The following is a 23,683-nucleotide window of genomic DNA, read 5'->3' on the forward strand; positions in this document are numbered from 1 at the left end:
TAAATCAAGAGGCCACCGAAGTGACCCCTTTTTAACCGGTTAGCATCTTAATTAGCCAATCCACCGGATGAAGTAAGGGATGATCAGCGCGTTCGCCAAATCGATAAAGAAAGCACACACCAAAGGCACAATAATAAAGGCTTGGTGAGAGTTACCGTATTTTTGTGCAACGGCCGACATGTTCGCCATTGCGGTTGGGGTAGAACCCAAAGAAATCCCCCCAAAACCAGAGCAAACAACCGCAGCGTCGTAGTTCTTTCCCATTAGAGGAAAAACGACGAATATGGCGATGCAAATAGCCACAAAGAACTGCGCGCCAAGAATGATAAAAATAGGTCCTGCTAAATCGACCAAAGCCCATAGCTGCATGCTCATCAGTGACATGGCTAAGAACGCGCCCAACGCCATATCCGCAATCAACGCAACCGCTGGTTTTCTTGCTGGCCAACGAGTACCTGTAAGGCGAGGGTAAGAGGCGGGAATAAGATTAGAAATCAAGATACCGGCAAACAAACAGGTCACAAACAACGGCAATTCCAGTCCTAAGCTGCTTACGCCTTCGTTTAAAATCGCGCCCAAGATGATACAAACATGGATCGCTAACATCGCATCTAAGAAGTCATAAGCATTGATAGACGGTTGCGGTTCATCCTGCGCCGTACCCACGTCCATTTCTTCCACTTTAGCTGGCTTTAGGTTGTGTTTGTTGATCAGGTATTTTGCAATCGGCCCGCCCATCAAGCTTGCTAAGATCAAGCCAAACGTTGCACTTGCGATGCCGATTTCCATTGCGGTATCAAGATCGAATATTTCAGCGATGCGAGGTGACCACGCAATCGCGGTTCCATGTCCGCCGATCAGAGATACCGTGCCGCTCAACAAGCCAACCGCCTCTGGCTGATCTAACATGGTCGCGATTCCAATGCCGGTTAGGTTTTGAATCAACATATAACCGATGGTGACCGAAAGCAGGATCAATAATGGCTTACCGCCTTTGAACAGATCTTGCAGACTGGCGTTGATGCCGATAGTGGTAAAGAAATACACCAACAACAAGTCTCGGGTAGCAAGATCAAATTGGACATCGATTTGAGTGACGTAATGGATAACGGCGAACAACACTGATACTAAGATGCCGCCGGAAACGGGTTCAGGAATACTGAATTCCTTTAAGAAACTGCTGGCTTGGGTTAGGCGCCTGCCTAAAAACAACACGATGATCCCGAGGGTCACCGCGAGAAAAGATTCGACCTGTAATACACCGTCGACAAAGTTCATAACCACTCCTGCTTTGGTAAAACATGATGAGAGAATTAATCGGTACGTTTATCTCTAAACATACTGACATGTTTGTATGACATCCAATTGCATACCAACGAATTTGAACCAAGTCGGATTGTGTTAAGAATCGTATTTTCGTAACCGATAGAAAAGAGGAGTAATACAAGGTCACATGTACCTATGCATGACTCCTCTTGCTTCGATTAAGAACTCGTTAGTGAAATAGCCAGTAGCTTTCTGGATTGTCTGGACATTGATAAGGACCACATTCGGCAAAAGTCCCAATAACATTGAGTGCCACAACAGAAATCGCCAGCAAACATGTGATGCGACCTAGGTTGCTCATTTCGTATGGTTCTGGAGACTCCTCTTTACTGGTGAGCATCAGAATAACGGCGACCGCGAAAATGGTGGCAACAAACAACACAAACGCCCAAGTGTAATAGTGCATCCCGAAGATAGGGCTACCGTATCCAGGCGTACCGGGAATCACGTGTAAAGAGACTTGTCTCAGTGACGTAGCGACGCCATAGAGTGCGCCGATAAGGACCACACCATAATGTCGAGACTGCGGCCCATACACCACGTTCAACAAGAAACCGAACATGATCATGATGAAGCCAATGCGCTGCAATAAACACAAAGGGCAAGGCAACTCGTTCAGTACAAATTGCAGAACAAAGCCAATCAGTAGAACGGCTGTCATGCCCAGTAAACCAAGGGTATTGAGCAAAGCCAGATAGTTTCGATTCATGTGCAATCCCCCTTACAACAAGATGGATAGAGGGTCGGTGGCGTGATGATTGAACCAATACAATCCAATGATCACCGAGGAAGCAAAGAAGGCATAGCCCACCGCTTTCTTACCTAAAAATGCACTGAGCATCGCAATCAATAACAGCAAAAAGATTAATGTCATCATGAGGGAGTTCCTTCCTTACTCTCTGATTTCAATCCTTTTAACTATAGGAAATGCGAGCTAATGCGCGACTTTATACCCAATAAAAAAGAGGAGGGGTTAGATTCGAGGTCCCCGTTGAAGCTAACCCACTCCCCAAAATCGTTACTTAACTCATTCCGTTTAACTTTGTGGAGATTGCTCTAATGCCCAGTCGCCACCCAGTGATTTGTAGAGTGCGACAGTGACCTGAGCCGTTTGCAATTTGGCTGCGATTTGTCGGTCTTGCATCATGCGTTGCTGGCGCTGAGCATCCAGCACCGACAAGTGGTCAATCAACCCTGCACGGTAGAGAGATTTGGCTTTCCCCACGGCTTTATCTGTCGCAACTAGAGCATCATCAATACGGCGCTGATTCTCTTGGCTTCTGCCATAGGCAAATAAGGTGGAATCCACTTCAGCAAAAGCCGAATCTACGGCGTGTTGGTAAGTCAGTGTTGCTGCGTCAAAACGAGCTTGGTTGATGTCTTCTAAAGAATCGCCACGACCGCCATCGAACACATTCCAACTGATGCCTGCCGCGCCAACCCAGCCGAAAGAATCACTGCTAAACAGGTCATCAAAGCTAGAAGCAGACACGCCCGGAGCGCCGGTTAAGAAGAACTTCGGATATTGATTGGCGATACTTGCCGCAAGCTCTTCATTGATGGCTGCAATTTCTCGCTCCGCTAAGCGGATATCAGGGCGTCGCTGCAGTAAGTCGGAAGGTAATCCGATTGGCACGACATTTTGCATTGCAGGTACACCTTGAGTCTCTGCAAGTCGCACTTCGACTTTTGATAAAGGCTCACCAAGTAGTACCGCGATACGATGTTTGTGTACTTGCTGTGCGATTTCCAACTGAGGAATGATTGACTCCATCGCTGCAAGCGTCGCTTTGGCTTGCGCTAAATCGAGATCCGAGCCATAACCGCTGCGAACCACTTTCTCGACCAAGTCCATGGTTTTTCTTTGGTCTTCAAGGTTTGATTTGGCTAAGTCGAGACGCTCGCTTGCACCTTGATACTGCAAGTAGTTATGAATCAAATCCGCAGTAAGCAAAGTCGTCAGCCCGCTTTGATAGATTTCAGCTTGCTCAACACGTATTTTGGCGGCATTGGATTGACGATCAATGCGACCAAACAAATCCAATTCCCAAGCGATACTTGCTCCCGCAAATACACCATCATGCTGGTTGTCTAACAAGGTTGTATTGCCAATTTGTGGTGGCAGGCCAGCGGCGGAATCACCAATCGGATTCAGCGCAGGGCCAAGCAGTGAGTCGTTCTTACTCAGCTGATAATTGACGTATCCGGCACCAACATTGATGGTCGGAACCTTGAATGACTCAACAACGCTCTTATAGCTGTCTGCCATTTTGATGCGCTCTGCCGCGACCTTAAGCGGAATGTTTTGGCTTTGCATATCAAGCACCAAATCGTTCAACGTTGGGTCGTTAAACTCTGTCCACCAAAATGGTTCTGTCTCTGCATTGCGGCTGACGCCATTTTGGTCGGCATACAAATAAGTCTCTGCCATGCTGGTGGTTGGCGTTTGATAGTCTGGCCCAACGGCACAACCGGATAAACTCATTGCCAATACCAGTGGCGCGATAACGAACTTTCTCATGATTACGCCTCCTTCAATTCAGCGTCAGTTTGCGTTGTTGGTGATTTTTCTTTGTATGCCAAGCGATACAGTGCCGGCATGATGAACAGTGACAACACGGTCGCCGCTGCCAGACCGCCGATGATGGTGGCTGCCATTTGGTCGAACAAAAGATCCGAAAGCAGCGGGATCATGCCGAGTGCGGTTGTTAGTGCACCCATCGAAATCGCCATGGTACGGTTAACGGTGGCTTCTTTGATGGCATCCGATAATGGGCGGCCATTCGCACGTTCAAGTTCAATTTGGTCCATCAACACAATGCCGTTTTTAATGATCATGCCTGTCAGGGTGATGGCACCAATCAACGCCATAAAGCCGAATGGTTTATCAAAACCAAGCAGAGCAAAGGTGGCACCGGTAGCCGCCAAAGGCAGTGTGGCTAGAATGATGATCGGTTGCTTAAAGCCGTTAAACATTGCGACCAGAATGATCACCATGATCAGCATGGCTTTTGGTAGCTGTTTAAAGATGTCAGTAACCGCTTTGTGTTCATCGTAGTATTCGCCGCCCCATTCCAAGCTGTAGCCGATTGGCAGAGGAATCGCTTCGATTTGATCTTTCACCGCGTTGCGTACTCTTGCTGGTGTGGTTGAACGCTCAACACCTGCTTGTGCTGTGATGGTTTTGACGCGATTGCGACGCCAGATCATGCTCTCTTCTGGTACTAGCTCAAAGCCATCAACCACTTGGCCGAGAGGCACACTGTGCATGCCAAGCAGCGAACGTACTGGCAGAGTTTCTAGTGAGGCCATATTTTGCGAAGTGCCACGCAGCTGAATTGGAATCAACTCGTCATTAAGGTTCATCTGACCTAATGGCATGCCATCAGAAGCGCGTTTCAGAGCAAAAGCGATGTCCGCACGGTTGATGCCAGCTTGGCGCATCTTGTCTTGGTTGATGATGGGTTTGAGCACCTTGCTTTCTTGACGCCAGTCATCACGAACGTATTTGGCATCCGGGTGAGTAGCAAAGATGGCTTTTGCTTGATCCGCCAGTTGGTGCAGCACCGCTTCATCAGGGCCAGAGAAGCGCGCTTCTACCGCATACTTGTCTGAGGTCGCCAGTTTTAGTGCTCTAAAGCGAGGTTCGGCATCTGGGAAAGTGTTTTGCAACCACTTATCACCACGTTCAACAAGTTGGCTGATGCTTTCGTAATCCTTGGTGTTAATCAATATCTGCCCGTATGCAGGATCAAGCGGCTCTGGTTCTACGGTCACCGAGAAGCGCGGTGCACTTGCGCCCATGTAGCTAGAGATGCTTTCTACTTCTGGCTGCTTGAGTAGCCACTGTTCGACTTTGCGCATGTCTGCTGAGGTTTGCTCGATCTTGGCGCCATTCGGTAGCCAGTAATCAAGAAACACGATAGGGCGATCCGATTGCGGGATAAAGTTCACCGCCACGTAAGGTACAGTCACGGCAGTCACTAAAAGCAGGGGAATCAATGCTGTCAGTGCTTTCATTGGGTTATCAACCGTCCAAAACACCAACTGCTTGTAGCGGCTTGGCTTTGCGTCTTCATCGACAGGTGTTGCTTTGATGAACATCCAACACATCAGTACGGTGAAGGTCATCGCGACCAACCAAGACAGAAGAAGCGAAGACGCGACGATGTAGAATACTGAGCCCGCAAATTCGGCTGAGTCAGTTTTGGAGAACAGGACCGGGCTTGCACCCATGATGGCAATAACGGTCGCGCCAAGCAGAGGGACTGCGGTTTCCTTGACCGAATCAATAGCAGCACGTGTGCGCTCGATACCTTTGCCCAGTTTTACGATCATCATGTCAGTGATCACGATAGCGTTGTCTACCAACATGCCTAAAGCAAGAATGAAGGTACCTAACGAGACTCGATGCAAATCAATGCCCGCGATATTCATGTAGATCAGCGTGAGCAGGATAGTCAGCAATAAACTCGAGCCCACAATTGTCGCGCTCTTAAAGCCCATGAAGACCAACAGCACCACAAACACAATGCCGACACTTTCGAGCAGGTTACCGACGAAGTCATCAATCGCTTTTTGCACTTCTTCAGGTTGGTAAGCCACAGTAGAAATATCAACGCCAAGCGGCAGTGTTTGTTGGTAGTTTTGTATGATGTCGCGAATCGTGTCGCCGAGCGAGACCACATTAATGCCTTCCACAGGGCTGACCGCTAGCGTCACCGCAGGCTCACCATTAAATCGGCTTTCTGTTAGTGCTGGTGTTTGGTAGCCCATGGATACGTCAGCGATGTCACCTAAGCGAATCAAGCCTGTACCTAGCTCACTCACGCCACCTTTGATGACCAAGTTACGAATATCATCTAATGATTGAAATTCACTGGTTTGAGTGATGCGAATGCGCTCGGTACCAGCATCGAACTTGCCTGCTTCAAAGGTCATGTTCTGTGTGCTGAGTTGGTTCCACACCTGCGCGACAGACAAACCATATTGAGCCAGACGTTCGTCAGGCATATCAATGTAAACTACTCGTGGTTGCACGCCGTGTAGCTCAATCTTTTTGATGCCTTTTACAGCTTTGATTTGGCGTTGCAGTTCTTCTGCATAACGGCGTAACTCTTCTGGTGCGGCGTCTTGGCTATGGATAGAGAAAAGCATGCCATACACTTCAGAGAACTCATCCTGAACAATGCTGATTTGCGCTGTAGACGGCAGTTGCAGTTTCACGTCGTCGACTTTGCGGCGCAGTAAGTCCCATTGCTGCGGAAGTGCTTTGGAATTGAGGCTCTCTTTCAGGTCGACAAATACCATCGACATCCCCGGACGAGACAAAGAACGCAGGCGATTCAACTCGGCCATTTCTTGCAGCTTGGTCTCAATGGTATCGGTGACTTGTTGTTCTACTTCTTTCGCCGAGGCGCCCGGATACAAGGTGACAACGACGGCGGTTTTAACCGTGAAGCTAGGGTCTTCCAACTTGCCTAAATCGAAGTAAGAATACAGCCCTGCCACCACACTTAAGGCGATAAAGAACAACACGAAAGTGCGCTGTCTTATCGCGAATTCAGCTAAATTGATCATGATTCGAGCCTATAGCGTTTTGATGGTTAAATTCGGCGTGTTGTCGCCAGCTTGCAGATAATGGGTGCCGCTGATGACCACATAGTCGCCTTGGTGGAAAGCGCCAGAGACACACGCTTGATGAGAGTCGATGGACTGCAAACTCACTGGCTCGGTGTGCACGATAGCGTCACGAACGACATTGACGTGTAGCGATTTCTTTGCACCTAAAATCGCAGAATAGGGGAAGCAATGACTGGATTGATCGGGCTGAAATGAGGTTGTGACCGTAACGGCTTTGCCATTGAACAGTTCGCTAGAAATTGAATCGATAGCTAGAGTGACAGGGTAAGTTTGTTTGATGAGATGCTTTTTAGGCGCGATTTCAGCGACGTTAGCACGGTATGTTTGCTCTGAAGCATACCAAGACAGTGCCGCTGTTTGCCCAAGATTAAACTGACGAATCATGTTCTCAGGCACATCGATATCCACTTCCCATTGACCGTCTTGTTGAAGAGTGGCGACGCTTACGCCCGGCAATGTCTGCTCGAATGCGTCGATTCGTACCTCGCCAATGCTGCCAGAAAATGGTGCACGCAGCGTAGTGTAAGCCAAGGCATCTTGCGCGCGTTGAATATTCTTCTCTACCACTTTAACCGCAGACAAACTGCGCTCATAACCGCTGATGGCTCGATCCAAATTCACACTGGCAATCGCGTCATCATCGGTGGCTTGCTTAACGCGTTTTAGCTCAGCCTTCGCCAGTTTATGCGCAGACTTCGCTTCCAGCATGCGCGCTTGCAACTCTTCCAATGAGACTTGGTAATCGTGTGGATCAAGCGTAGCAATGATCTGTCCTTTCTCGACATGATCGCCTTTCTTCACCAAAACGCGGTCAACCGTGCCAGGAACGCGAAAAGAAAGGGAGGCGGTCTCTTTTGCTTGAACAATGCCACTAAACGATTTGTTCAACGCCGTATTTTCACCCGTTACTTCAACAACTTGAATTGGGCGAGGGGACTCTGGTTCGGTGAACGTGTTTTGGCTTTGATTACAGCCAAACAGTGCCAATGTTGCGGCACCTAATGCAGTAGTTTTGAATAGACGATTCATACGATGGCTCCATAATTTTGGTGCCATCATACAATTGTACAATGTTCAGATAATCACTCGGCAATGAGACTCACTGTCTCAAAAAACGAGACAATGCATTCAGCTAAACGAGTTTTGGGATTTCTTTAATGAGGTGGTCAATAAGTAGGCGGCTCGCCTGACTCAATGTCTTAGGCTGCGGGTAAAGCAACCACCCCGATTCTTCAGTGACAGAATATTGTGACAATAGCTGCACCAAGCTGCCGGATTCCAACTCACGCTTCACCAGTAGCTTAGGCATAAAGGTGATGCCGCGATCTAAAATCGTCGCGTTTTTAATAAAGCCAATGTTGTTGGAAATAAGCTTCGGATGCAGCTGTACACTTTGCTCTTGGAAGTGCCATACATTGTCCACCTCGCCATTTGGCCAACGAAAACAGACACACTGGTGCTCCTTCAATTGTTCTAGGTTCTCTGGCATGCCGTGTGTTTCAAGGTAATTGGGAGAAGCAACTAAACAACGGTCGAGTGTCAAAAGCTTACGGGCAACGATGTCGGAATCAAATAGGGCGCCACCATGAAAGGCGATGTCCAAGCCCTGTTGGAACATGTCACTAAAGCCATTGTTGATGTTGCGAATATCCAACTCAACGTGTGGGTATTTATCGTGGAAGTTAAACAGAATTGGGCGAACCAGTTCATCGGTTTCCGGCAATAACCCAAGTTTGATGCGGCCGCGAACTTCATTGGTATCGTTGCTGACTTGTTCGTTCGCCGAATCGAGCATCGTCAGCGCTTTTTGTAGGTTCTCGTAGTAGGCTTCGCCATTATTAGTTAGCGATAAACTGCGTGTGGTGCGATGGAATAACTGAGCACCTAAAGATTGCTCTAATTCGCCAATTCGTCGACTCACATTCGCGCGCGGCAGATCCAATGCGTTTGCCGCGGCGGTAAAGCTTCCTAGCTCGACCACTTTAATGAAGAGTTTAAGATCGTCGATTTTCACACTGGCGCTCCATGCTTATTGAACACTGTACTAAACCGTGACACTCTAAAGCATCATTACGTTATGCACAAAATATAACGTGACTTTTGATAACCGATACTTTTTTGAAAAGAGAAATAGGGAATTAATGTGCTAAGAGTCATTCAACGTCGTCGAATCAAGAAGGTCATTAAGTTGCTTTCTGCCAGATTGATTAAGGGCTATGGAAGTCGCGAGTATTTCTCTATTGGACAAGTACAAAGCAGCACAAGCGAGTTGAGCAAGCGCCAACAACAGATCGCTTTGGCTCTGTATGCCGATCCTCAAGAACTGACCGCAGAAGTTAGAGCTGAGCTTAGTTCCTTCCGTGCTGATGTCTCGAATGACTTTTTTGATGGTGGAGATTACACCGCACAAGACGTGCTGAATCTACTTGGTTCGGGTGGTTGGAAAGGCGGTCGTATGGACGATGACATGTCGCACCGATTCGGAATGAATAGCCGATATTAAACAGGGTTGTATTAGGGAACGAATCACGATGAAGCAACTGGATCTCAACTTACTTCGCATCTTTCTGGTGTTACTTGAAACCAAGAACACGCGTATTGCGGGTGACCAATTAGCGTTGAGCCAACCTGCAGTCAGCAAAGCGTTGGGAAGGCTGCGTGATTACTTTGATGATGAGTTGTTTACTCGTGTTCACTCTGGCTTAAAGCCAACGCCTCGTGCACTTGAGTTGGGTGACAAGCTGCCGATGATCATGGAGAGTTTGGATGAGGTGATTCTTGACTCGCCAACGTTTGAACCTGCCGACTACCAAGGCAACATTACCATTGCGATTAATGGCTTTATCTCCAATTGGCTCGGTGCACGCTTGTGTCTCGCGGTGATTGAGGAGGCACCAAACGCACAAGTAAACATAGTGAATTGGGGTTCTCAAACACTCAAAAAGTTGCTCGATGGCGAAATTCAAGCGGCCATCAACTATTCGCCGATCGACACCAATAAGCAATTTACCCACCAAGTGATTGGTGAAGATGATTTTGTTGGGTTAGTGAAAATCAACCACCCGTTGGCAGGAAAGACCTTGTCTCAAGCTGAAATCAATCAAGCAGAATACGCCAGTTTGGTGGTGCCGGGTTGGAATGATACTCAGCCCTTTATTGCTAAGCACCTTTCAAGTGAAGTGTTGAAAGTAAAAGCGCGTAGCTCCTATTTGCATACCTTGCTCGATGTGGTTAAGCAGAGTGAGATCATCTTGCCTTGTTCTCGACAGCTTGCTTATTATCTGCGCGGTGAGTTTGAGTACGTCTCTTTCCCTAATCACACCCCAGATGAGCTTAAAAATATTGTGCTGGTGGAATCGCACAATAAACGCATGCACCCTATGCATCAGTGGCTCAAAAGAAAAATCATCACCACTTCCCAAGCTATCATCCAAGAAAAACAATAAGCCTCTCCATCGAGAGGCTTGTTCTTAGAGGTGTGTTCTCAGAGGCTTGGTCTGAAGAGATTAAGCCTGTTCTGCGTTATTTTGCCGTCACGTTCGGGAAGTTGTGCATTTCTTCAATCGCTTTAGCTTTGTCACTTGGACGATAAGCACGCAGCGCGAAGTTCCAACCCGCATCGTTCACTTCAATTACGTTACTCGCGGCACCACAGGTCTCGCCTTTCGGTGCGAAGTGAATGGTGTAAGAGCCATCTTTGTTTGGTACAGCGGAGGTTGAGTCTGCGCTGTTGTTATCCGTCATCAACCAGCCTTTGCCTGAGTATGCCGTGATAGACCAGTAACCGCCTTTTTCATAACTTAGTGACGGTTTATCGAAGGTGATGTCAGCACACTCAACTTTGCCAGTACCTGCTCGTGAAGAGTACACAGCGTACTCTGCTGGTAAGCCAGCCCAGCCCACAGCGGTACCAATCATAAATTGCTTGTTATCTGGCGTTGCAGTAATGCCAGTAGTGAAGGCTTCTTCAGTCTTAATCGTGTTGACTTGCTTCTCCCATTTCGCACGCACCGCGTCGCGAGAGGCGCTGTCCCAATCTTGCGCTGGCTTAAATGGTTTTGCGGATTTTGCATCAATCACGGCGGCATCTTGTAAGCGATGTGCTTCTTCCATGCCTGCCGTCGTAGCGGTACGCATTAAGATGTAAATGTAATCCGAGCCTGCAATTTTCGAATCAATGTAGATCTCGTCACCACCATAAATCGCCATGTGGTTGTCGTGATTGTTGTTGAAGAAATGCATGATTTGGTAAGCATCACCTTTCGCTAAACGGAAAGTGGCCCCTTTCGACACATCGACCACGGCTGTCGAGTAGAGCAAGTCGGTGTTTGAGCGAATGATCATCTGATTATCAACGGTGACGCTGTCTCGGTTGTGGTCAAACACATTGATTGGTTGGCGCTCTAGTTGTTGAGTGAAGTACAGATCAGTTTCTGCGCGGGCGAAGTTTTCGTCGGTCACTTTAACGGCTGCCATGGTCTGCATAGAGGTGATGGCAATAAGAGTCGCTAAGATGGTCTTTTTCATGTCGCTTACCTTGAGGTCGTCATTAAGAGATGACCTCACTTTATCGATATGATTGTGATGACAGAAATGAATTGATGTAATTTAGATAATAACCAAATCGAATTGCAAGCTTGGATTGCTAGCCGTCACACGCAATGCTGTTTTCGATATTGCAAAGGGGTGATGCCATTGGTGCGTTTGAACTGGCGGATAAAAGAATCGGCAGAAGCGTAGCAAAGCATGTCAGCAATGGTGCGGATTGGATATTCGCTGTTGGTGAGTAGCTTCTTACTCTCTGTGTCGCGGACTGAATTCACGATATCTCGGTAGGTGAGGTTATTTTTGTTCAACAAGTTCTGCAATGTTCTGGGGTGGATGCCGAGCATTTTGCTGACCAAGGTTTTGCTGATATCACCGAGAGGAAGCAATAACAGAATCGAGTTGGTGGTGATTTCCAATAGCGTGTTGTGATGTTGAAGACCGTGAGAGACTTTGCGTCGCATTTGATTGGTGATGGTCATCTCCAAATCGGGCTTTTCTGCGTGTAGGGCTTTGGGGAACTCAAAACCATCGAACTGACTACCCAATATCACTTTGCATCCAAAGAAACGTTCAAGACGTTCTATCTGTGTTTGCTGCTGTACTCCTGATTCACCTTGGTAGCGCGCTTTAAAATGCACTCGATGCAACTTCAGTCGTTCGCCCAGTACCATCTTGAATGTCGTAATGATACCTCCAATGGAAAGCAAGGCGTGTTGGCTTGTATCGACGTTGGGTTCGAATAAGAACTGGGTAAAGTGACGAGCAATGTCGTCACGGATATCAAGTTGATGGCGTGAAGCGCGCTGTTGATAGCTGTATAGACCAAACAAAACTGGATAGATGTTTGCGAGAGATTCCTGGCTGGCAATCAGCAACATAGCGATGTCCAAAGACTGGTAGTCAATCAAGGTACTGAGCTCTAGGGCGAACAGCGGGTCTTGGGTCTCTTTGGCAGCCAAGTTCAGCAGTTCTGCAGTTTGCTGGTGGCTAAGCTCTTGGTTTTCATCGTGTAAGGTTGAGATTTGAATATTGAGCTTTGAGGTTAAGGTTTGAGGCTCCACACCATATCGTCTGCACAATCTAGGAAAAGCAGAGAGGTATAACGCACTCAATCGATATTCGTTTTTCACTCAAATATTCTCAAAATGTCAATTTTAGGTCTTGGCTTGTTTTTATACTGCGCCACATTGAGTTGGTCAAGAAATGGCTGATTTCAACCTCATCCCGATACCGCCTGAAACGACGAGTAGAGAATAGACATGAAAAAAGTAACGAAAACCCTTATCTCTGGTTTGATATTTGCCGCTTTAACCAGTAGCGCATACGCAGACAACAACATCAAGATTGAGAACATGCACACCCGCTCTGGTGATTTTGCTTTTGAAACCAGCGTGCTCAACGGCATTCCAACAGAGGAAAGCTCAAAGAAATTGTTTGATCTGATGGATTTTCAGCGCGCTACACAAGCTTACATTTGGTCTATTCCGCTGACGTCTAACTACGCGTGGAAGGCGGCGTATGAAAAAATGGGCTCAGAAGATGGCCAAATTACTTATGTGGCGTCTCACCAGTCTAAATTAGGCGGCTTAACTTACAACACCTCAACGCCTTACGCCATTACATGGTTTAACGTAGAGAAAGAGCCCGTAGTGGTTAACATCCCGACCGATGAACTGCGTGGTGCGGTGCATACCATGTGGCAGATTGGCATTGCACAAATGACTAAGCCAGGCACATACGTCATAAAAGCTAAGGGCAGCGAAACACCAAAGAACCTCCCAAAAGATGCGGTGGTACTTGAATCTGATACCAACTATGTCTTCTTTGGTGTGCGCTTAATGGCGAAAACCGAGAAACAGCGCATGACGGACTTGGAGTCGATGTCAATCACGCATCTGGATGGCAAACCACTCAGCGATCGAGGTGTTAACTTCCCGAAAAAAGGTCTCGATGCGAAACACCCACGTGGTATGGAGTTTTGGCAAGTGCTCAACGAAGCCATTCAAACAGAACCTGTTGCAGAGCGCGATCGCATGATGCATGACATGTTGCGTCCATTGGGCATTGAGAAGGGTAAACCGTTCGAACCAAATGCCGAGCAAGTGAAGATCATGAAGGAAGCGGTAGTACTTGGTGAGGCCATGACTAAGAATATCGACTTCAACAAAACGGGTCGCTTACATCAATCAGAATACGGGCCTGAAGGGAACCGTTGGGAAGTTGCAACAGCATCAACACCAAACCAAGATCGCGCTTATGGCATGGATCTCGATGGTCGCGCGGCATGGTTTTATGAAGCGGTGACGAACGACATTGCGATGCATGGTTTTGAAAATGGTGGCTGGGGTCAGATATACCTTGATAACTATCGTGACGGCGAAGGCTATGGCCTAAATGGTAGCAATCACTACACGCTGACATTAGATGGCGATGTGAACTACGCCGATCTGTTCTGGACCATCACGGTGTACAACGTGGAAAACCGCGCCATCATCGATAACGACATTCAACGTGCGGATGTCGGCTCAAACGTTCCGGGCACAGTGAAAGACGCAGACGGAAACTACACGTTCCATTTCTCACCAACCAAGCAGAAGGTGTGAATGAAGCAAACTGGGTACAAACTCGACCAGATGAAAACTGGTTTGTGTATTTCCGCGCTTACTCACCAAGCAAAGCGTTTGTTGAACAGAAACCAGAAACGATTCTGCCAAACTTTAAACACGTGAAATAACCCGAAAAGCCACCATGATGAAAATTGTCGTGGTGGCTTTTTAATTGTCCGAACATTCACCTGAGAGAGTCAGATTTCGTAATCAAACACGATGATGTCTTCAAGCAGTGGTCTAAATACCTCTTTCAATACATCATGCTCTGGGTGAGGTAGGTAGTTCTGACGACCCGCTTCATCGGCAAACGTCATCATCACAGCGTGCGTGTAGTCTTTGTTCTTTCCCTCTGGGCTGTTGTTTAAGCCCCATTCAACGTCGGTGACGCCCTCCACCTTAGTTGGCATGGCTTCGAATAGCGCTCGAAGTTGTTGGATTTTATCGCTGGCGGCAGAAGCTTTAAATTTGATGAGTAGAATGTGTCTGACCATGGTTTTGAGCTGTTGTTATATTTTGTTGTGTTTGAAGAACAACACTATAACGGGCATCCACTCTAAAGTTAGCTTTTGGCTTCACAAAATAGGGAATCAAAAACGCGAGCACTTTGGCTCGCGTTTTTGTTGGTCTAGCTAGGTCGTTAGATGGGAACCGTTAACCCTCGACGCGTTTCACCAAGTAGAAATGCTTTTTACCGCGTTGAAGCAACCAGTACTGATCGAACAACGGGAAGTTCAAACTTGGGTTTTCTGCGTCAACTTTCTCGCCGTTCACACTGATGGCGTTGTTGCCAATCAGTTCACGAGCAATACGCTTTGAGTTGGCTAAGCCTGATTCAACCAGAAGCTCGACCAAGTCTTGCTCAGCACTTTGCATGCTCGGTAAGCCATCGAGCTCCAACTGTTTTAGCTCGCTCAAACTTAGCTGCTGCACATTGCCACTAAATAGCGCTTGAGTGATTCGCTCCGCACTTGCTAAGCCTTCTTCACCGTGGACAAAACGCGTCATTTGCTCTGCTAGGATACGCTGTGCTTGTGGTTTGCCTTTGCTCTCTTTGTCTTGTGTTTCAATCGCTGCAATCTCATCACAACTCAAGAAGGTGTAGTAGCGCAGGAAGTGGTAAACATCGGCATCTTCCGCGGATAACCAGAATTGGTAGAAAGCGTAAGGCGAGGTCTTACTTGGATCTAACCACACTGCACCACCTTCGGTTTTACCAAACTTAGTGCCGTCAGATTTGGTGATCAAAGGTAAGGTTAAGCCAAATACTTGTTCTCCATTTTGACGGCGAGTAAGGTCAATGCCGCTAACAATGTTGCCCCATTGGTCATTGCCACCGATTTGCAGACGGCAGCCGTACTGACGATTTAATTCTGCGAAGTCGTAAGATTGCAGCAGTGCGTAACTGAACTCGGTGAATGAGATGCCTTGGTCTGGACGTTGTAAGCGTTGCTTCACCGACTCTCGGCTGATCATGGTATTCACGGAGAAATGCTTACCTACATCACGGAAGAAGTCGATCACGTTAATCTGCTTCACCCAATCCGCATTGTTTACCATGATCATTGGCTTGCTGACTTGGTTACTCATCAACTGTTGAATTTGATTTGACAGATCTTGCACCCAACCCGTTACGGTCTCTTCAGAGTTTAAGCTTCGCTCTGTGGCTTTAAAGCTTGGGTCACCAATCATACCGGTCGCACCACCAATCAGAGCAATGGCTTGGTGTCCTGCGTCTTGAAAGCGCTTGAGCATAATTAGTGGTACAAGGTGGCCAATGTGCAGGCTACCTGCGGTTGGATCGAAACCGCAGTACAAGGTTTGTGGCTCAGATAGCAGTTGTTGAACTTGGTCTAAATCGCTCGCTTGGGCAATCAAACCGCGAGCTTGTAAATCTTCAATCAGTGTCATCGTCTTATCTTTATCTGGTTTGGTTGTATTCAGATTAAAAGGCGATGCGGAATCGAGATATATCCCTAAAGGGACAGTTTGTTATCTTGATTGAGTGATCAGGTGGTTGAGAAACAACTGAAAGAACTCGCTTAACGACGCGACATTTAACTGTGCGTAGATGCGTTTACGGTGGTTCTTAACGGTGCCCTCTGCCACATCTAGCTGCGTTGCAATCTCTTTGCTGTCATAGCCTTGCGCGATCAATGCCGCGATTTCTTGTTCTCGTTTGGTGAGTACAGTTTCGCCAAAAGATGCCAGTGCGGATTCAATCGCTGCACGCATTTGTCCCGAGTAGGCGTTAGGGCTGAATACTGGTTCGGCGAGTGTAAACTCGGTTTGTTTCCAGTGCTGTTGGCACAAAGACTGAATAATCGCGAAGTAAGATTTGAGCTTGGTGACTTGAGCCTTGGTGAAGCGCTTATCGTCCTGCATAAAACCGAAGTAGAGCATCACCCAACGTGTCGGCTCGATTTCGATCAGCATACTGAGTTCATCCTTCCAGCCCGTTTGATGGTAAAACTGCTCACAGTAGGCTTGGTAATCGAGATCGTTACGTACGAGGTCTTTGCTTACGACATCTTTGAGCGTAAAAATGCCTTGCTCTTTGCTGGCGTTAAGCTTCTGGTAAAACGGGTCGTTTTGAAAAGAGGTGGTGAGATAACGCTGGAACAAAAGCTCGCGCTCATTCTCAATCGAATCATAAAGATAGATAGGGTGTTTGCCTTCGCGGTAACCGAGGATCACCGCGCAATCAAAACTCAATAACGAAGCAATAACGCGCATGAGTTTAGGCGTAAAGCTTGGTGAGTTAAGGGCAGAAATTGTTTCTGCAAGTTGAGTGTTGAATGCGTCGTTAGGCATGGGAATTCGAGCGTGCGATAAAGGTTGAGATAAGCATAACGCAACAGACAGTGATCCCAAAGTGATCAAAAAGGGGAGCGTTGTGCTCCCCATCAATAAATCATTGTAACCAAGCGATTACTGCGAATCGGTCAGCTCTTTGTTGACCCAGTATTTCGAGCCAGAAACGTTCGCATCAACCAACAAGCCAGTGGTGTTTAGCTGATACACGGCCACGCCGCTGTTGAATTGCGCTGTCATCTCTTCGCCATCCTCACCAGCGACTAAAGAAGCTTCGCTCGATGCTTCCCAGCCTTCTTCGACAAAGGTGTTGAAATCTTTTTCATGTTCGAACAACACCACTTGTTGGTAGAACTTACCGCCAACACCAAGGGCAACACCCGCACCAAACATATTCATGTAAGTGCGTTTGTCCGTCGACTTGTTCACTGCAACACCAGAGCCGGAGTTGGTATGGAACATCAGCGACAGTTTGCGAGAATCAAACACCGCATAACCGTAAGCTTTATCGTAAAGATCTTTCGCTTCTGGTTTCTCATTGAAGAGCTTTAGCAGAGTGCTATCCGCCATTAAATCAATTGCTTGGCGCGCTTCTTCTGGCGTATCACCTTCCATCAATTCATCGATTTTCTTATCGGCATCGTCGATCCACTTTTTACTGGTCTCAATACTGGCATCAGTCCATTCACCCGCGGTGTTGATCGCATCTTCAGACCAGTTAGTGAAATCTTGCCAAGCTTGTTTAGAGAACGCCTTGGTGTCATCCCATGTGTCTTTTGCAGTATCAGAGACGGCGTCACCAAGGTCTGAGAGACTGTTAGAAATGTCGTCCCAATCTGCGTAAGCCGGAGAGGCGAGTAGCGTTAAAGCGGTAACAAGTGCAAGTGGCTTTTTCATAGGTCCATTCTTTTATGAAATCAGATTCTTTCATTCTAGGTGAAAAATCTCAGAGGGAAAATTAGCACGCCGTTTAGGTTGGGATTGCCGTCACGAACTCACAGAGCTTTGACATGATAGACAAAGAAAAAGCCCTCAAACCGAGGCTTGAGGGCTTTGCATTGCGAGTTGGAAAGGAGCGTATTACTTGCTCACTTTACCTAGCTTCAACCAAGTATCGATAACCGTATCTGGGTTCAATGACACAGAGCTGATGCCTTGTTCCATCAACCATTCCGCTAGGTCATCGTGGTCTGATGGGCCTTGGCCACAGATACCGACGTATTTGCCAGCTTTGGTTGCCGCATCGATGGCCATTTGCAGCATGGCTTTCACTGCTGGGTTGCGCTCATCAAATAGGTGAGCAACGTCGCCAGAGTCACGGTCTAGACCAAGCGTAAGCTGAGTCATGTCGTTTGAGCCGATAGAGAAGCCATCAAAGTACTTTAAGAACTCTTCAGCAAGTACTGCGTTTGACGGTAGCTCACACATCATGATGACTTTCAAACCTTGGTCGCCGCGGCGTAGGTCGAACTTGGCTAGTAGGTCGATAACCGATGCCGCTTCGCTTGGTGTACGCACGAATGGGATCATGATTTCAACGTTCTTCAGACCCATCTCGTTACGAACGCGTTTGATTGCTTGAGTTTCTAGCTCGAAACAGTCTTCAAACACTGGAGAAATGTAGCGAGACGCACCACGGAAGCCCAGCATAGGGTTCTCTTCATGTGGTTCGTAACCTTTACCGCCCACCAAGTTGCTGTACTCGTTCGATTTGAAATCAGACATACGAACGATCACGCGCTTTGGCCAGAATGCAGACGCGATAGTCGCAATGCCTTCGGTTAGCTTGCTAACGTAGAAATCGATTGGATCTTTGTAGCCACTGATACGCTCAGTGATTTCAGCTTTTAGCTCATCGCTTTGAGCATCAAAGTTCAGCAAGGCTTTCGGGTGAATACCAATCATCTTGTTGATGATGAATTCAAGACGCGCAAGACCGACACCTTCGTTTGGAATTTGAGCGAAGTCGAATGCACGGTCTGGGTTACCCACGTTCATCATGACTTTGGTTGGAAGCAGCGGAAGCTCATCGACTGCAGAGCGTTTGATTTCGAAATCCAGCTCGCCTTGGTAAACGTAGCCCGTTTCACCTTCTGCACAAGACACAGTCACGGTCTCGCCGTCCGTCAGTTTGCTGGTTGCATCACCACAACCAACGATTGCAGGAATACCAAGCTCACGTGCGATGATCGCTGCGTGGCAAGTACGGCCGCCACGGTTAGTGACAATCGCAGACGCCTTCTTCATCACCGGTTCCCAATCTGGGTCAGTCATGTCTGTCACCAGCACATCACCATCTTGCACCAATGACATTTGGTCTAGAGAGTCGACTAAGCGCACTGGGCCTTTGCCGATACGTTGACCAATCGCACGACCTTCAACCAAAACGTCTGCTTTGTTGCTTAGCTCGTAACGCTCAATCACGTTTTGCTCGCTTTGAGAACATACTGTCTCTGGGCGTGCCTGTACGATGTAAAGCTTGCCGTCGATGCCATCTTTTGCCCACTCAATATCCATAGGACGTTTGTAGTGCTTTTCGATGATCATCGCTTGTTTGGCTAGCTCTTTGATCTCTTCATCATTCAGAGAGAAGGCGTTGCGCTCTTCTACTGAAGTATCGATGATCTCCACTTGCTTGCCGATCTCTTGACGGTCTGAGTAGATCATTTTAATCTGCTTAGAGCCAAAGGTCTTCTTAACAATTGGGTGTTGACCCGCTTCTAGCATTGGTTTGTGAACGTAGAATTCATCAGGGTTAACCGCACCCTGAACCACCATTTCACCCAAGCCCCAAGAAGAGGTGATGAATACGACTTGGTCGAAGCCAGATTCCGTATCTAGGGTGAACATAACGCCAGAAGAGGCTTTGTCCGAGCGCACCATGCGTTGAATACCTGCCGATAGCGAAATGCCACGGTGGTTAAAGCCTTGGTGTACACGGTATGAAATTGCACGGTCATTGAACAAAGAAGCGTAAACGTGCTTGGTCGCTTCTAATACTGCATCAATGCCTTTTACGTTTAGGAACGTCTCTTGCTGACCAGCAAATGACGCGTCCGGTAGATCCTCTGCAGTTGCAGAAGAGCGAACGGCAACAGAAATCTCAGGATGATTGTCTGTCAGTTCTTTGTAGTTATCACGGATATCTTGTTCAAGATCCGCAGGGAATGGCGCTTCTAATACCCATTGACGGATTTTTGCACCTGTCTCACGCAGTGCTTCTACATCCTCAACGTCTAGTTCATCAAGTAGTTGGTGAATACGTTCATCCAAACCTTCGTGGTCTAGGAATTGATTAAACGCATAAGAGGTGGTCGCAAAACCGTTTGGTACTGATACGCCAACATTGGCTAGGTTAGAAACCATTTCGCCAAGTGAAGCATTCTTACCGCCGACTTTGTCGACATCATCCATGGATAGGCCATTGAACCAGAGGGTGTTCTTTTGCATGTCTTTCTCCAGAAACATTGCAGCAATTGTAGGGGGACTTAAAGGCAAACGATTACGTATTGACTAAAAAAAATTCTCAAGGAATTTTCAAAGCTGTGGGGAACGTAATTGCAAGCCAAATTGATTTATTAATATTATGTAAACCATCCTACTCAAATGAATTTGAAAAAATAAACAAAAATGCAAATAAATAGCCAAAGTCGTGATGTATTCTATGTTTCTGACGGAACAGCCATAACATGTGAGACATTAGGGCATGTTGTTCTGGGTCAGTTTCCTTTCATTGCTAATGAAAAAACCTTTCCTTTTGTCGAAACGCCAGACAAAGTTGCCGATGTTATTAAAGAAATTGAAATTTCCTACCAGCGAGAAGGCGTTAAGCCATTGGTATTCTTCTCAATTGTGGTACCAGAACTTCGTGAATTGCTTCGCAAAGCCCCTGCAAATTGTTATGACGTGTTAGAGAGCATTGTGCAGAAAGTAGGAGACGACATTCAAATGAAGCCACAACCAAAGCTGCAACGTTCACGCAGTGTTGGTAAAGATTCTGATACTTATTTCGACCGAATTGCTGCGATTGAATACACGCTTGCTCATGATGATGGCATCACTTTAAAAGGCTTAGAAGAGGCCGATATTATTTTGCTGGGTGTGTCGAGAAGTGGTAAAACGCCCACCAGTCTATACATGGCGATGCAATTTGGTATGCGCGTAGTGAATTACCCGTTTATCGCCGAAGACGTCAAGATGATGCGTTTATTACCGGAGTTTGAAATCCATCGTCATAAGCTGTTTGGTTTAACCATCAACCCTGAACGGTTGAATGAAATCCGCGAGAACCGCTTGTCAGGCAGCGAATACGCCAGCACTGAGCAATGTAAGTTGGAGCTTGATACGGTAGAAGCGCTGTTCAGAAGAGAAGCTATCCCTTACATCAACACGTCATCGCTGTCGGTGGAAGAAATCACCACGCGTATATTAGAAAGAGCAGGAATGAAACGTCGCCTATTTTAAGGACATTTCCGGATATTACTTGAGTACAGAACTTAACAAGGTGCCGATAGCCAATATCGGCACCTTGTTTTCTTATGGGTGTGTCTTTTTATGGAGATCTTGCCTCAATTCATAGCGTTGATACTAAGTAAGCTGGGAGCCTTAACGGGTTTTGATCATTTGTGGTTTGCCTGCAATGAAAGCGATGCCAGTCCATACCAAGGAAATCGCAAATAGGAAAATCAAAGGCTCTTGCCAAGAATGAAAGGATTCATGCAAAAAGCCGAAAATCATCGGGCCGGTGGCGGCAAATAAATACCCGACGCATTGCGCCATACCGGACAGCGCAGCCGCTTGGTGTGCGTCGTGCGTGCGTAAGCCAACAAAAGACAGGCTAAGAATAAACCCGCCACCAAGACTAAACCCGATCGCAATGACCCACACCACAGCAAGCTGAGGCAATAGCATTAACCCGATAAGCCCCAATGCAGCACAAGCTGAAATCATGCTGCTTAAACCGCGTTTGTCTTTCATTCTGGCCATAAGAGGGATAAGAACCAAAGCAGGAACAGCAGTGGCAAGTTGAAGCACCCCATGTAAGACGCCGGCTTCATTTTCTGAATAACCTTTTTCAAGCAATATGCTTGGTAACCAGCTTACGAAGATGTACATCATAAAAGAATTAAGCGCGAGGTAAGCCGTGACCTGCCATGCTGCGAGTGTGCGCCAAAGGTAATGATGGCCTTCCAATGTGGTGGTATCTGCCGTTGGTCGAGTATGTTGGTGTACTTGCGGTAGCCACAGCACAATCGCAAGAACTGGGAAAATCAAGACGCTAGCCAATGACAATCCCCAGTGTGGGATTTGGTCAATATGCCATTTGGTTGCCCAATCCATAATCGGATACGCTGCGCTTGCACTGAATGTTGATGCGACGCCCATCATCAAGACATACATAGAGGTGAGTGTCGTGACCTTATGAGGAAAATCTCTTTTCAGTAGGCTGGGTAAAAGTACATTCCCAAAAGCAATGCCAATGCCAATCAACAGAGTGCCAAGGTAAAGCATAGTAACTGCCCCAAGTGAGCGTAGGATAATCCCGAAAGAGATAACCACGAGCGCAAACATCAATGCTGGTTCTAGCCCTACTTTACGCGCAACGCCTGACGACACCGGAGAAAATACTGCAAAGGCGATCAAAGGCAAGGTTGTAATAAAGCCTGCGAAAGTGGGGGAAAGTCCTAAGTCTTTAGAGATGAAATCAAGAATGGGACCAACCCCGGTGATTGGTGCTCTTAGCGTGCTCGCGATAAGCATAATGCCAAGAATCAGGAGCAGAGGATGATTGAGCTTTACTTTATTTTTATGTGACATAATGTCGCCTCCTAGATAGTGGCGTCATAGTACGTCTTCGATTAGAATCTGAATTTATTGATATTGACATATTATTGCTAAAAACAGACAAATATGGCGAACCCCCTTCCTAGCTCTTACTTTGACTCCGATGACTATCACCAAAAAGTGGTTGCGCTACGGATGCATGAAATCGAGCAAGATGAAGTGCCTTACCATCAGCATCGCAAGGGGCAATTGATCATGCCTTTGACCGGATTTGTAAAGAGTCAGATAGAAGATGCGATTTGGATGGTGCCAAATCATTGCGCGGTGTGGATTCCGAGCCACATTCCCCACAATAATGATATTGCGGCAAATACTGATATTTGCATGCTGTTTGTCGATCCGGTTATTCAAGGTTTACCCAATAAAACGTGCACCTTATCGGTTTCTCCTTTATTGCGAGAGTTAGTCATAAAGCTTGCCAGCGAAGAGAAAGATTATGATGAAGCAGGACGAGTTGGGCGTTTAGCTCAAGTTTTAATCGATGAACTTATTAGCATGCCGACAGAGCGGTTTGATTTTCCAATTCCGATAGAGCCGAGACTCAATAAATTAGCGTATTGGATGATTGATGATCCGAACAATCAAATACACATTGGTCAATGGGCGAAATCATTGGCGATGAGCGAGCGCACTTTAGCAAGGTTGGTTCAACAAGAATTGAGTATGACGTTTGGCCAATGGCGAGCGCAATTACATGCGATTGTCGCGATACAAAAACTGTCGAAAGGAGAAAGTGTTCAGCGAATTTCCGAAGATTTAGGCTATGAGTCGGTTAGTGCGTTCATCACTTTTTTCAAAAAATTATTAGGTAAACCTCCTGCTCAATATATGAAAGATTTCCGTTGATGTCAGAGAGCAATTCATATCAACGAGATAGTGAGTAAGCCTTGAGGAGGCATAGT

Annotated in this window: 19 protein-coding genes and 1 pseudogene; 5 read left to right on the plus strand and 15 right to left on the minus strand. The window is 47.0% G+C overall.

The features are described 5' to 3' along the window. Positions 1–51: 51 nt before the first annotated feature. The 7 genes from gltS to ATB76_RS12920 all read right to left on the minus strand — a co-directional run bounded on the left by gltS (position 52) and on the right by ATB76_RS12920 (position 8,983). Positions 52–1,278, minus strand: a complete 1,227-nt coding sequence (gltS, locus tag ATB76_RS12895) for a sodium/glutamate symporter (protein WP_038876636.1) — start codon at positions 1,276–1,278, stop codon at positions 52–54. Positions 1,279–1,495: 217 nt separating this feature from the next. Next, a complete protein-coding gene (locus tag ATB76_RS12900) occupies positions 1,496–2,035 on the minus strand; it encodes a disulfide bond formation protein B (protein WP_038876637.1) in 540 nt (179 codons plus the stop codon). 12 nt (positions 2,036–2,047) lie between these two features. After that, positions 2,048–2,203, minus strand: a complete 156-nt coding sequence (locus tag ATB76_RS28450; protein ID WP_005429588.1) for a DUF5993 family protein — start codon at positions 2,201–2,203, stop codon at positions 2,048–2,050. A gap of 159 nt (positions 2,204–2,362) precedes the next feature. Further along, a complete protein-coding gene (locus ATB76_RS12905; protein WP_061035393.1) occupies positions 2,363–3,847 on the minus strand; it encodes an efflux transporter outer membrane subunit in 1,485 nt (494 codons plus the stop codon). A gap of 2 nt (positions 3,848–3,849) precedes the next feature. After that, complete coding sequence (locus ATB76_RS12910; protein ID WP_061035394.1) at positions 3,850–6,906, minus strand: efflux RND transporter permease subunit; 3,057 nt, start codon at positions 6,904–6,906, stop codon at positions 3,850–3,852. A 9-nt stretch (positions 6,907–6,915) separates the two neighbouring features. After that, on the minus strand, positions 6,916–7,998 hold the full coding sequence (locus ATB76_RS12915) for an efflux RND transporter periplasmic adaptor subunit (protein WP_061035395.1): 1,083 nt from the start codon (positions 7,996–7,998) through the stop codon (positions 6,916–6,918). 103 nt (positions 7,999–8,101) lie between these two features. Further along, positions 8,102–8,983 carry a LysR family transcriptional regulator gene (locus ATB76_RS12920; protein ID WP_005441424.1) on the minus strand — a complete coding sequence of 294 codons (882 nt, stop codon included), beginning with the start codon at positions 8,981–8,983 and terminating at the stop codon, positions 8,102–8,104. 129 nt (positions 8,984–9,112) lie between these two features. On the opposite strand from ATB76_RS12920, the gene ATB76_RS12925 reads away from it, so the two are divergent. Both ATB76_RS12925 and ATB76_RS12930 read left to right on the plus strand, forming a co-directional pair. Further along, a complete protein-coding gene (locus ATB76_RS12925; RefSeq protein ID WP_038865028.1) occupies positions 9,113–9,472 on the plus strand; it encodes a DUF6559 family protein in 360 nt (119 codons plus the stop codon). Between the two features lie 28 nt (positions 9,473–9,500). Then, a complete protein-coding gene (locus ATB76_RS12930; protein WP_061035396.1) occupies positions 9,501–10,415 on the plus strand; it encodes a LysR family transcriptional regulator in 915 nt (304 codons plus the stop codon). Positions 10,416–10,491: 76 nt separating this feature from the next. On the opposite strand, the gene ATB76_RS12935 is transcribed toward ATB76_RS12930, so the two are convergent. Then, positions 10,492–11,496, minus strand: coding sequence for a DUF1214 domain-containing protein (locus tag ATB76_RS12935; protein WP_061035397.1), 1,005 nt, complete (start codon positions 11,494–11,496; stop codon positions 10,492–10,494). Between the two features lie 125 nt (positions 11,497–11,621). Then, positions 11,622–12,647: an AraC family transcriptional regulator gene (locus ATB76_RS12940; RefSeq protein ID WP_061035398.1), complete on the minus strand. Its 1,026-nt coding sequence runs from the start codon at positions 12,645–12,647 to the stop codon at positions 11,622–11,624. Positions 12,648–13,043: 396 nt separating this feature from the next. Between ATB76_RS12940 and ATB76_RS12945 the strand changes: the two are divergent. Further along, positions 13,044–14,251: pseudogene (locus ATB76_RS12945) on the plus strand (DUF1214 domain-containing protein). A 69-nt stretch (positions 14,252–14,320) separates the two neighbouring features. On the opposite strand, the gene ATB76_RS12950 reads toward ATB76_RS12945, so the two are convergent. The 5 genes from ATB76_RS12950 to ppsA all read right to left on the minus strand — a co-directional run bounded on the left by ATB76_RS12950 (position 14,321) and on the right by ppsA (position 20,387). Continuing rightward, positions 14,321–14,617 carry a Dabb family protein gene (locus ATB76_RS12950; RefSeq protein ID WP_061035399.1) on the minus strand — a complete coding sequence of 99 codons (297 nt, stop codon included), beginning with the start codon at positions 14,615–14,617 and terminating at the stop codon, positions 14,321–14,323. Between the two features lie 160 nt (positions 14,618–14,777). After that, positions 14,778–16,034 carry a tyrosine--tRNA ligase gene (tyrS, locus tag ATB76_RS12955; protein ID WP_061035400.1) on the minus strand — a complete coding sequence of 419 codons (1,257 nt, stop codon included), beginning with the start codon at positions 16,032–16,034 and terminating at the stop codon, positions 14,778–14,780. 81 nt (positions 16,035–16,115) lie between these two features. Next, positions 16,116–16,937, minus strand: a complete 822-nt coding sequence (locus ATB76_RS12960) for a LuxR family transcriptional regulator (RefSeq protein ID WP_061035401.1) — start codon at positions 16,935–16,937, stop codon at positions 16,116–16,118. A gap of 117 nt (positions 16,938–17,054) precedes the next feature. Next, entirely contained in the window at positions 17,055–17,834 is a 780-nt protein-coding gene (locus ATB76_RS12965) for a lipoprotein (protein ID WP_039975510.1), read from the minus strand. Between the two features lie 183 nt (positions 17,835–18,017). Next, a complete protein-coding gene (gene ppsA, locus ATB76_RS12970; protein ID WP_061035402.1) occupies positions 18,018–20,387 on the minus strand; it encodes a phosphoenolpyruvate synthase in 2,370 nt (789 codons plus the stop codon). A 180-nt stretch (positions 20,388–20,567) separates the two neighbouring features. Here ppsA and ATB76_RS12975 point away from each other — a divergent pair, with 180 nt between their 5' ends. After that, positions 20,568–21,401, plus strand: a complete 834-nt coding sequence (locus ATB76_RS12975) for a pyruvate, water dikinase regulatory protein (protein ID WP_038865048.1) — start codon at positions 20,568–20,570, stop codon at positions 21,399–21,401. A 141-nt stretch (positions 21,402–21,542) separates the two neighbouring features. On the opposite strand, the gene ATB76_RS12980 is transcribed toward ATB76_RS12975, so the two are convergent. Next, positions 21,543–22,754: an MFS transporter gene (locus ATB76_RS12980; RefSeq protein WP_045483720.1), complete on the minus strand. Its 1,212-nt coding sequence runs from the start codon at positions 22,752–22,754 to the stop codon at positions 21,543–21,545. A gap of 93 nt (positions 22,755–22,847) precedes the next feature. Between ATB76_RS12980 and ATB76_RS12985 the strand changes: the two genes are divergently transcribed. After that, on the plus strand, positions 22,848–23,627 hold the full coding sequence (locus ATB76_RS12985; protein WP_061035403.1) for a helix-turn-helix transcriptional regulator: 780 nt from the start codon (positions 22,848–22,850) through the stop codon (positions 23,625–23,627). The last annotated feature ends 56 nt before the right edge of the window (positions 23,628–23,683 follow it).

This window comes from Vibrio sp. MOR3 (assembly GCF_001557775.1).
Classification (GTDB): Bacteria; Pseudomonadota; Gammaproteobacteria; order Enterobacterales; family Vibrionaceae; genus Vibrio; species Vibrio jasicida.

Bases quoted from the DNA above. Each gene is read 5' to 3' on its own strand.
- ATB76_RS12985 (WP_061035403.1), top strand. From the start codon at position 22,848: ATGGCGAACCCCCTTCCTAGCTCTTACTTTGACTCCGATGACTATCAC.
- ATB76_RS12980 (WP_045483720.1), bottom strand. From the start codon at position 22,754: ATGTCACATAAAAATAAAGTAAAGCTCAATCATCCTCTGCTCCTGATT.
- ATB76_RS12965 (WP_039975510.1), bottom strand. From the start codon at position 17,834: ATGAAAAAGCCACTTGCACTTGTTACCGCTTTAACGCTACTCGCCTCT.
- ATB76_RS12960 (WP_061035401.1), bottom strand. From the start codon at position 16,937: ATGCCTAACGACGCATTCAACACTCAACTTGCAGAAACAATTTCTGCC.
- ATB76_RS12950 (WP_061035399.1), bottom strand. From the start codon at position 14,617: ATGGTCAGACACATTCTACTCATCAAATTTAAAGCTTCTGCCGCCAGC.
- ATB76_RS12975 (WP_038865048.1), top strand. From the start codon at position 20,568: ATGCAAATAAATAGCCAAAGTCGTGATGTATTCTATGTTTCTGACGGA.
- tyrS (WP_061035400.1), bottom strand. From the start codon at position 16,034: ATGACACTGATTGAAGATTTACAAGCTCGCGGTTTGATTGCCCAAGCG.
- ppsA (WP_061035402.1), bottom strand. From the start codon at position 20,387: ATGCAAAAGAACACCCTCTGGTTCAATGGCCTATCCATGGATGATGTC.
- ATB76_RS12915 (WP_061035395.1), bottom strand. From the start codon at position 7,998: ATGAATCGTCTATTCAAAACTACTGCATTAGGTGCCGCAACATTGGCA.
- ATB76_RS12905 (WP_061035393.1), bottom strand. From the start codon at position 3,847: ATGAGAAAGTTCGTTATCGCGCCACTGGTATTGGCAATGAGTTTATCC.
- ATB76_RS12935 (WP_061035397.1), bottom strand. From the start codon at position 11,496: ATGAAAAAGACCATCTTAGCGACTCTTATTGCCATCACCTCTATGCAG.
- ATB76_RS12910 (WP_061035394.1), bottom strand. From the start codon at position 6,906: ATGATCAATTTAGCTGAATTCGCGATAAGACAGCGCACTTTCGTGTTG.
- ATB76_RS28450 (WP_005429588.1), bottom strand. From the start codon at position 2,203: ATGATGACATTAATCTTTTTGCTGTTATTGATTGCGATGCTCAGTGCA.
- gltS (WP_038876636.1), bottom strand. From the start codon at position 1,278: ATGAACTTTGTCGACGGTGTATTACAGGTCGAATCTTTTCTCGCGGTG.
- ATB76_RS12900 (WP_038876637.1), bottom strand. From the start codon at position 2,035: ATGAATCGAAACTATCTGGCTTTGCTCAATACCCTTGGTTTACTGGGC.
- ATB76_RS12930 (WP_061035396.1), top strand. From the start codon at position 9,501: ATGAAGCAACTGGATCTCAACTTACTTCGCATCTTTCTGGTGTTACTT.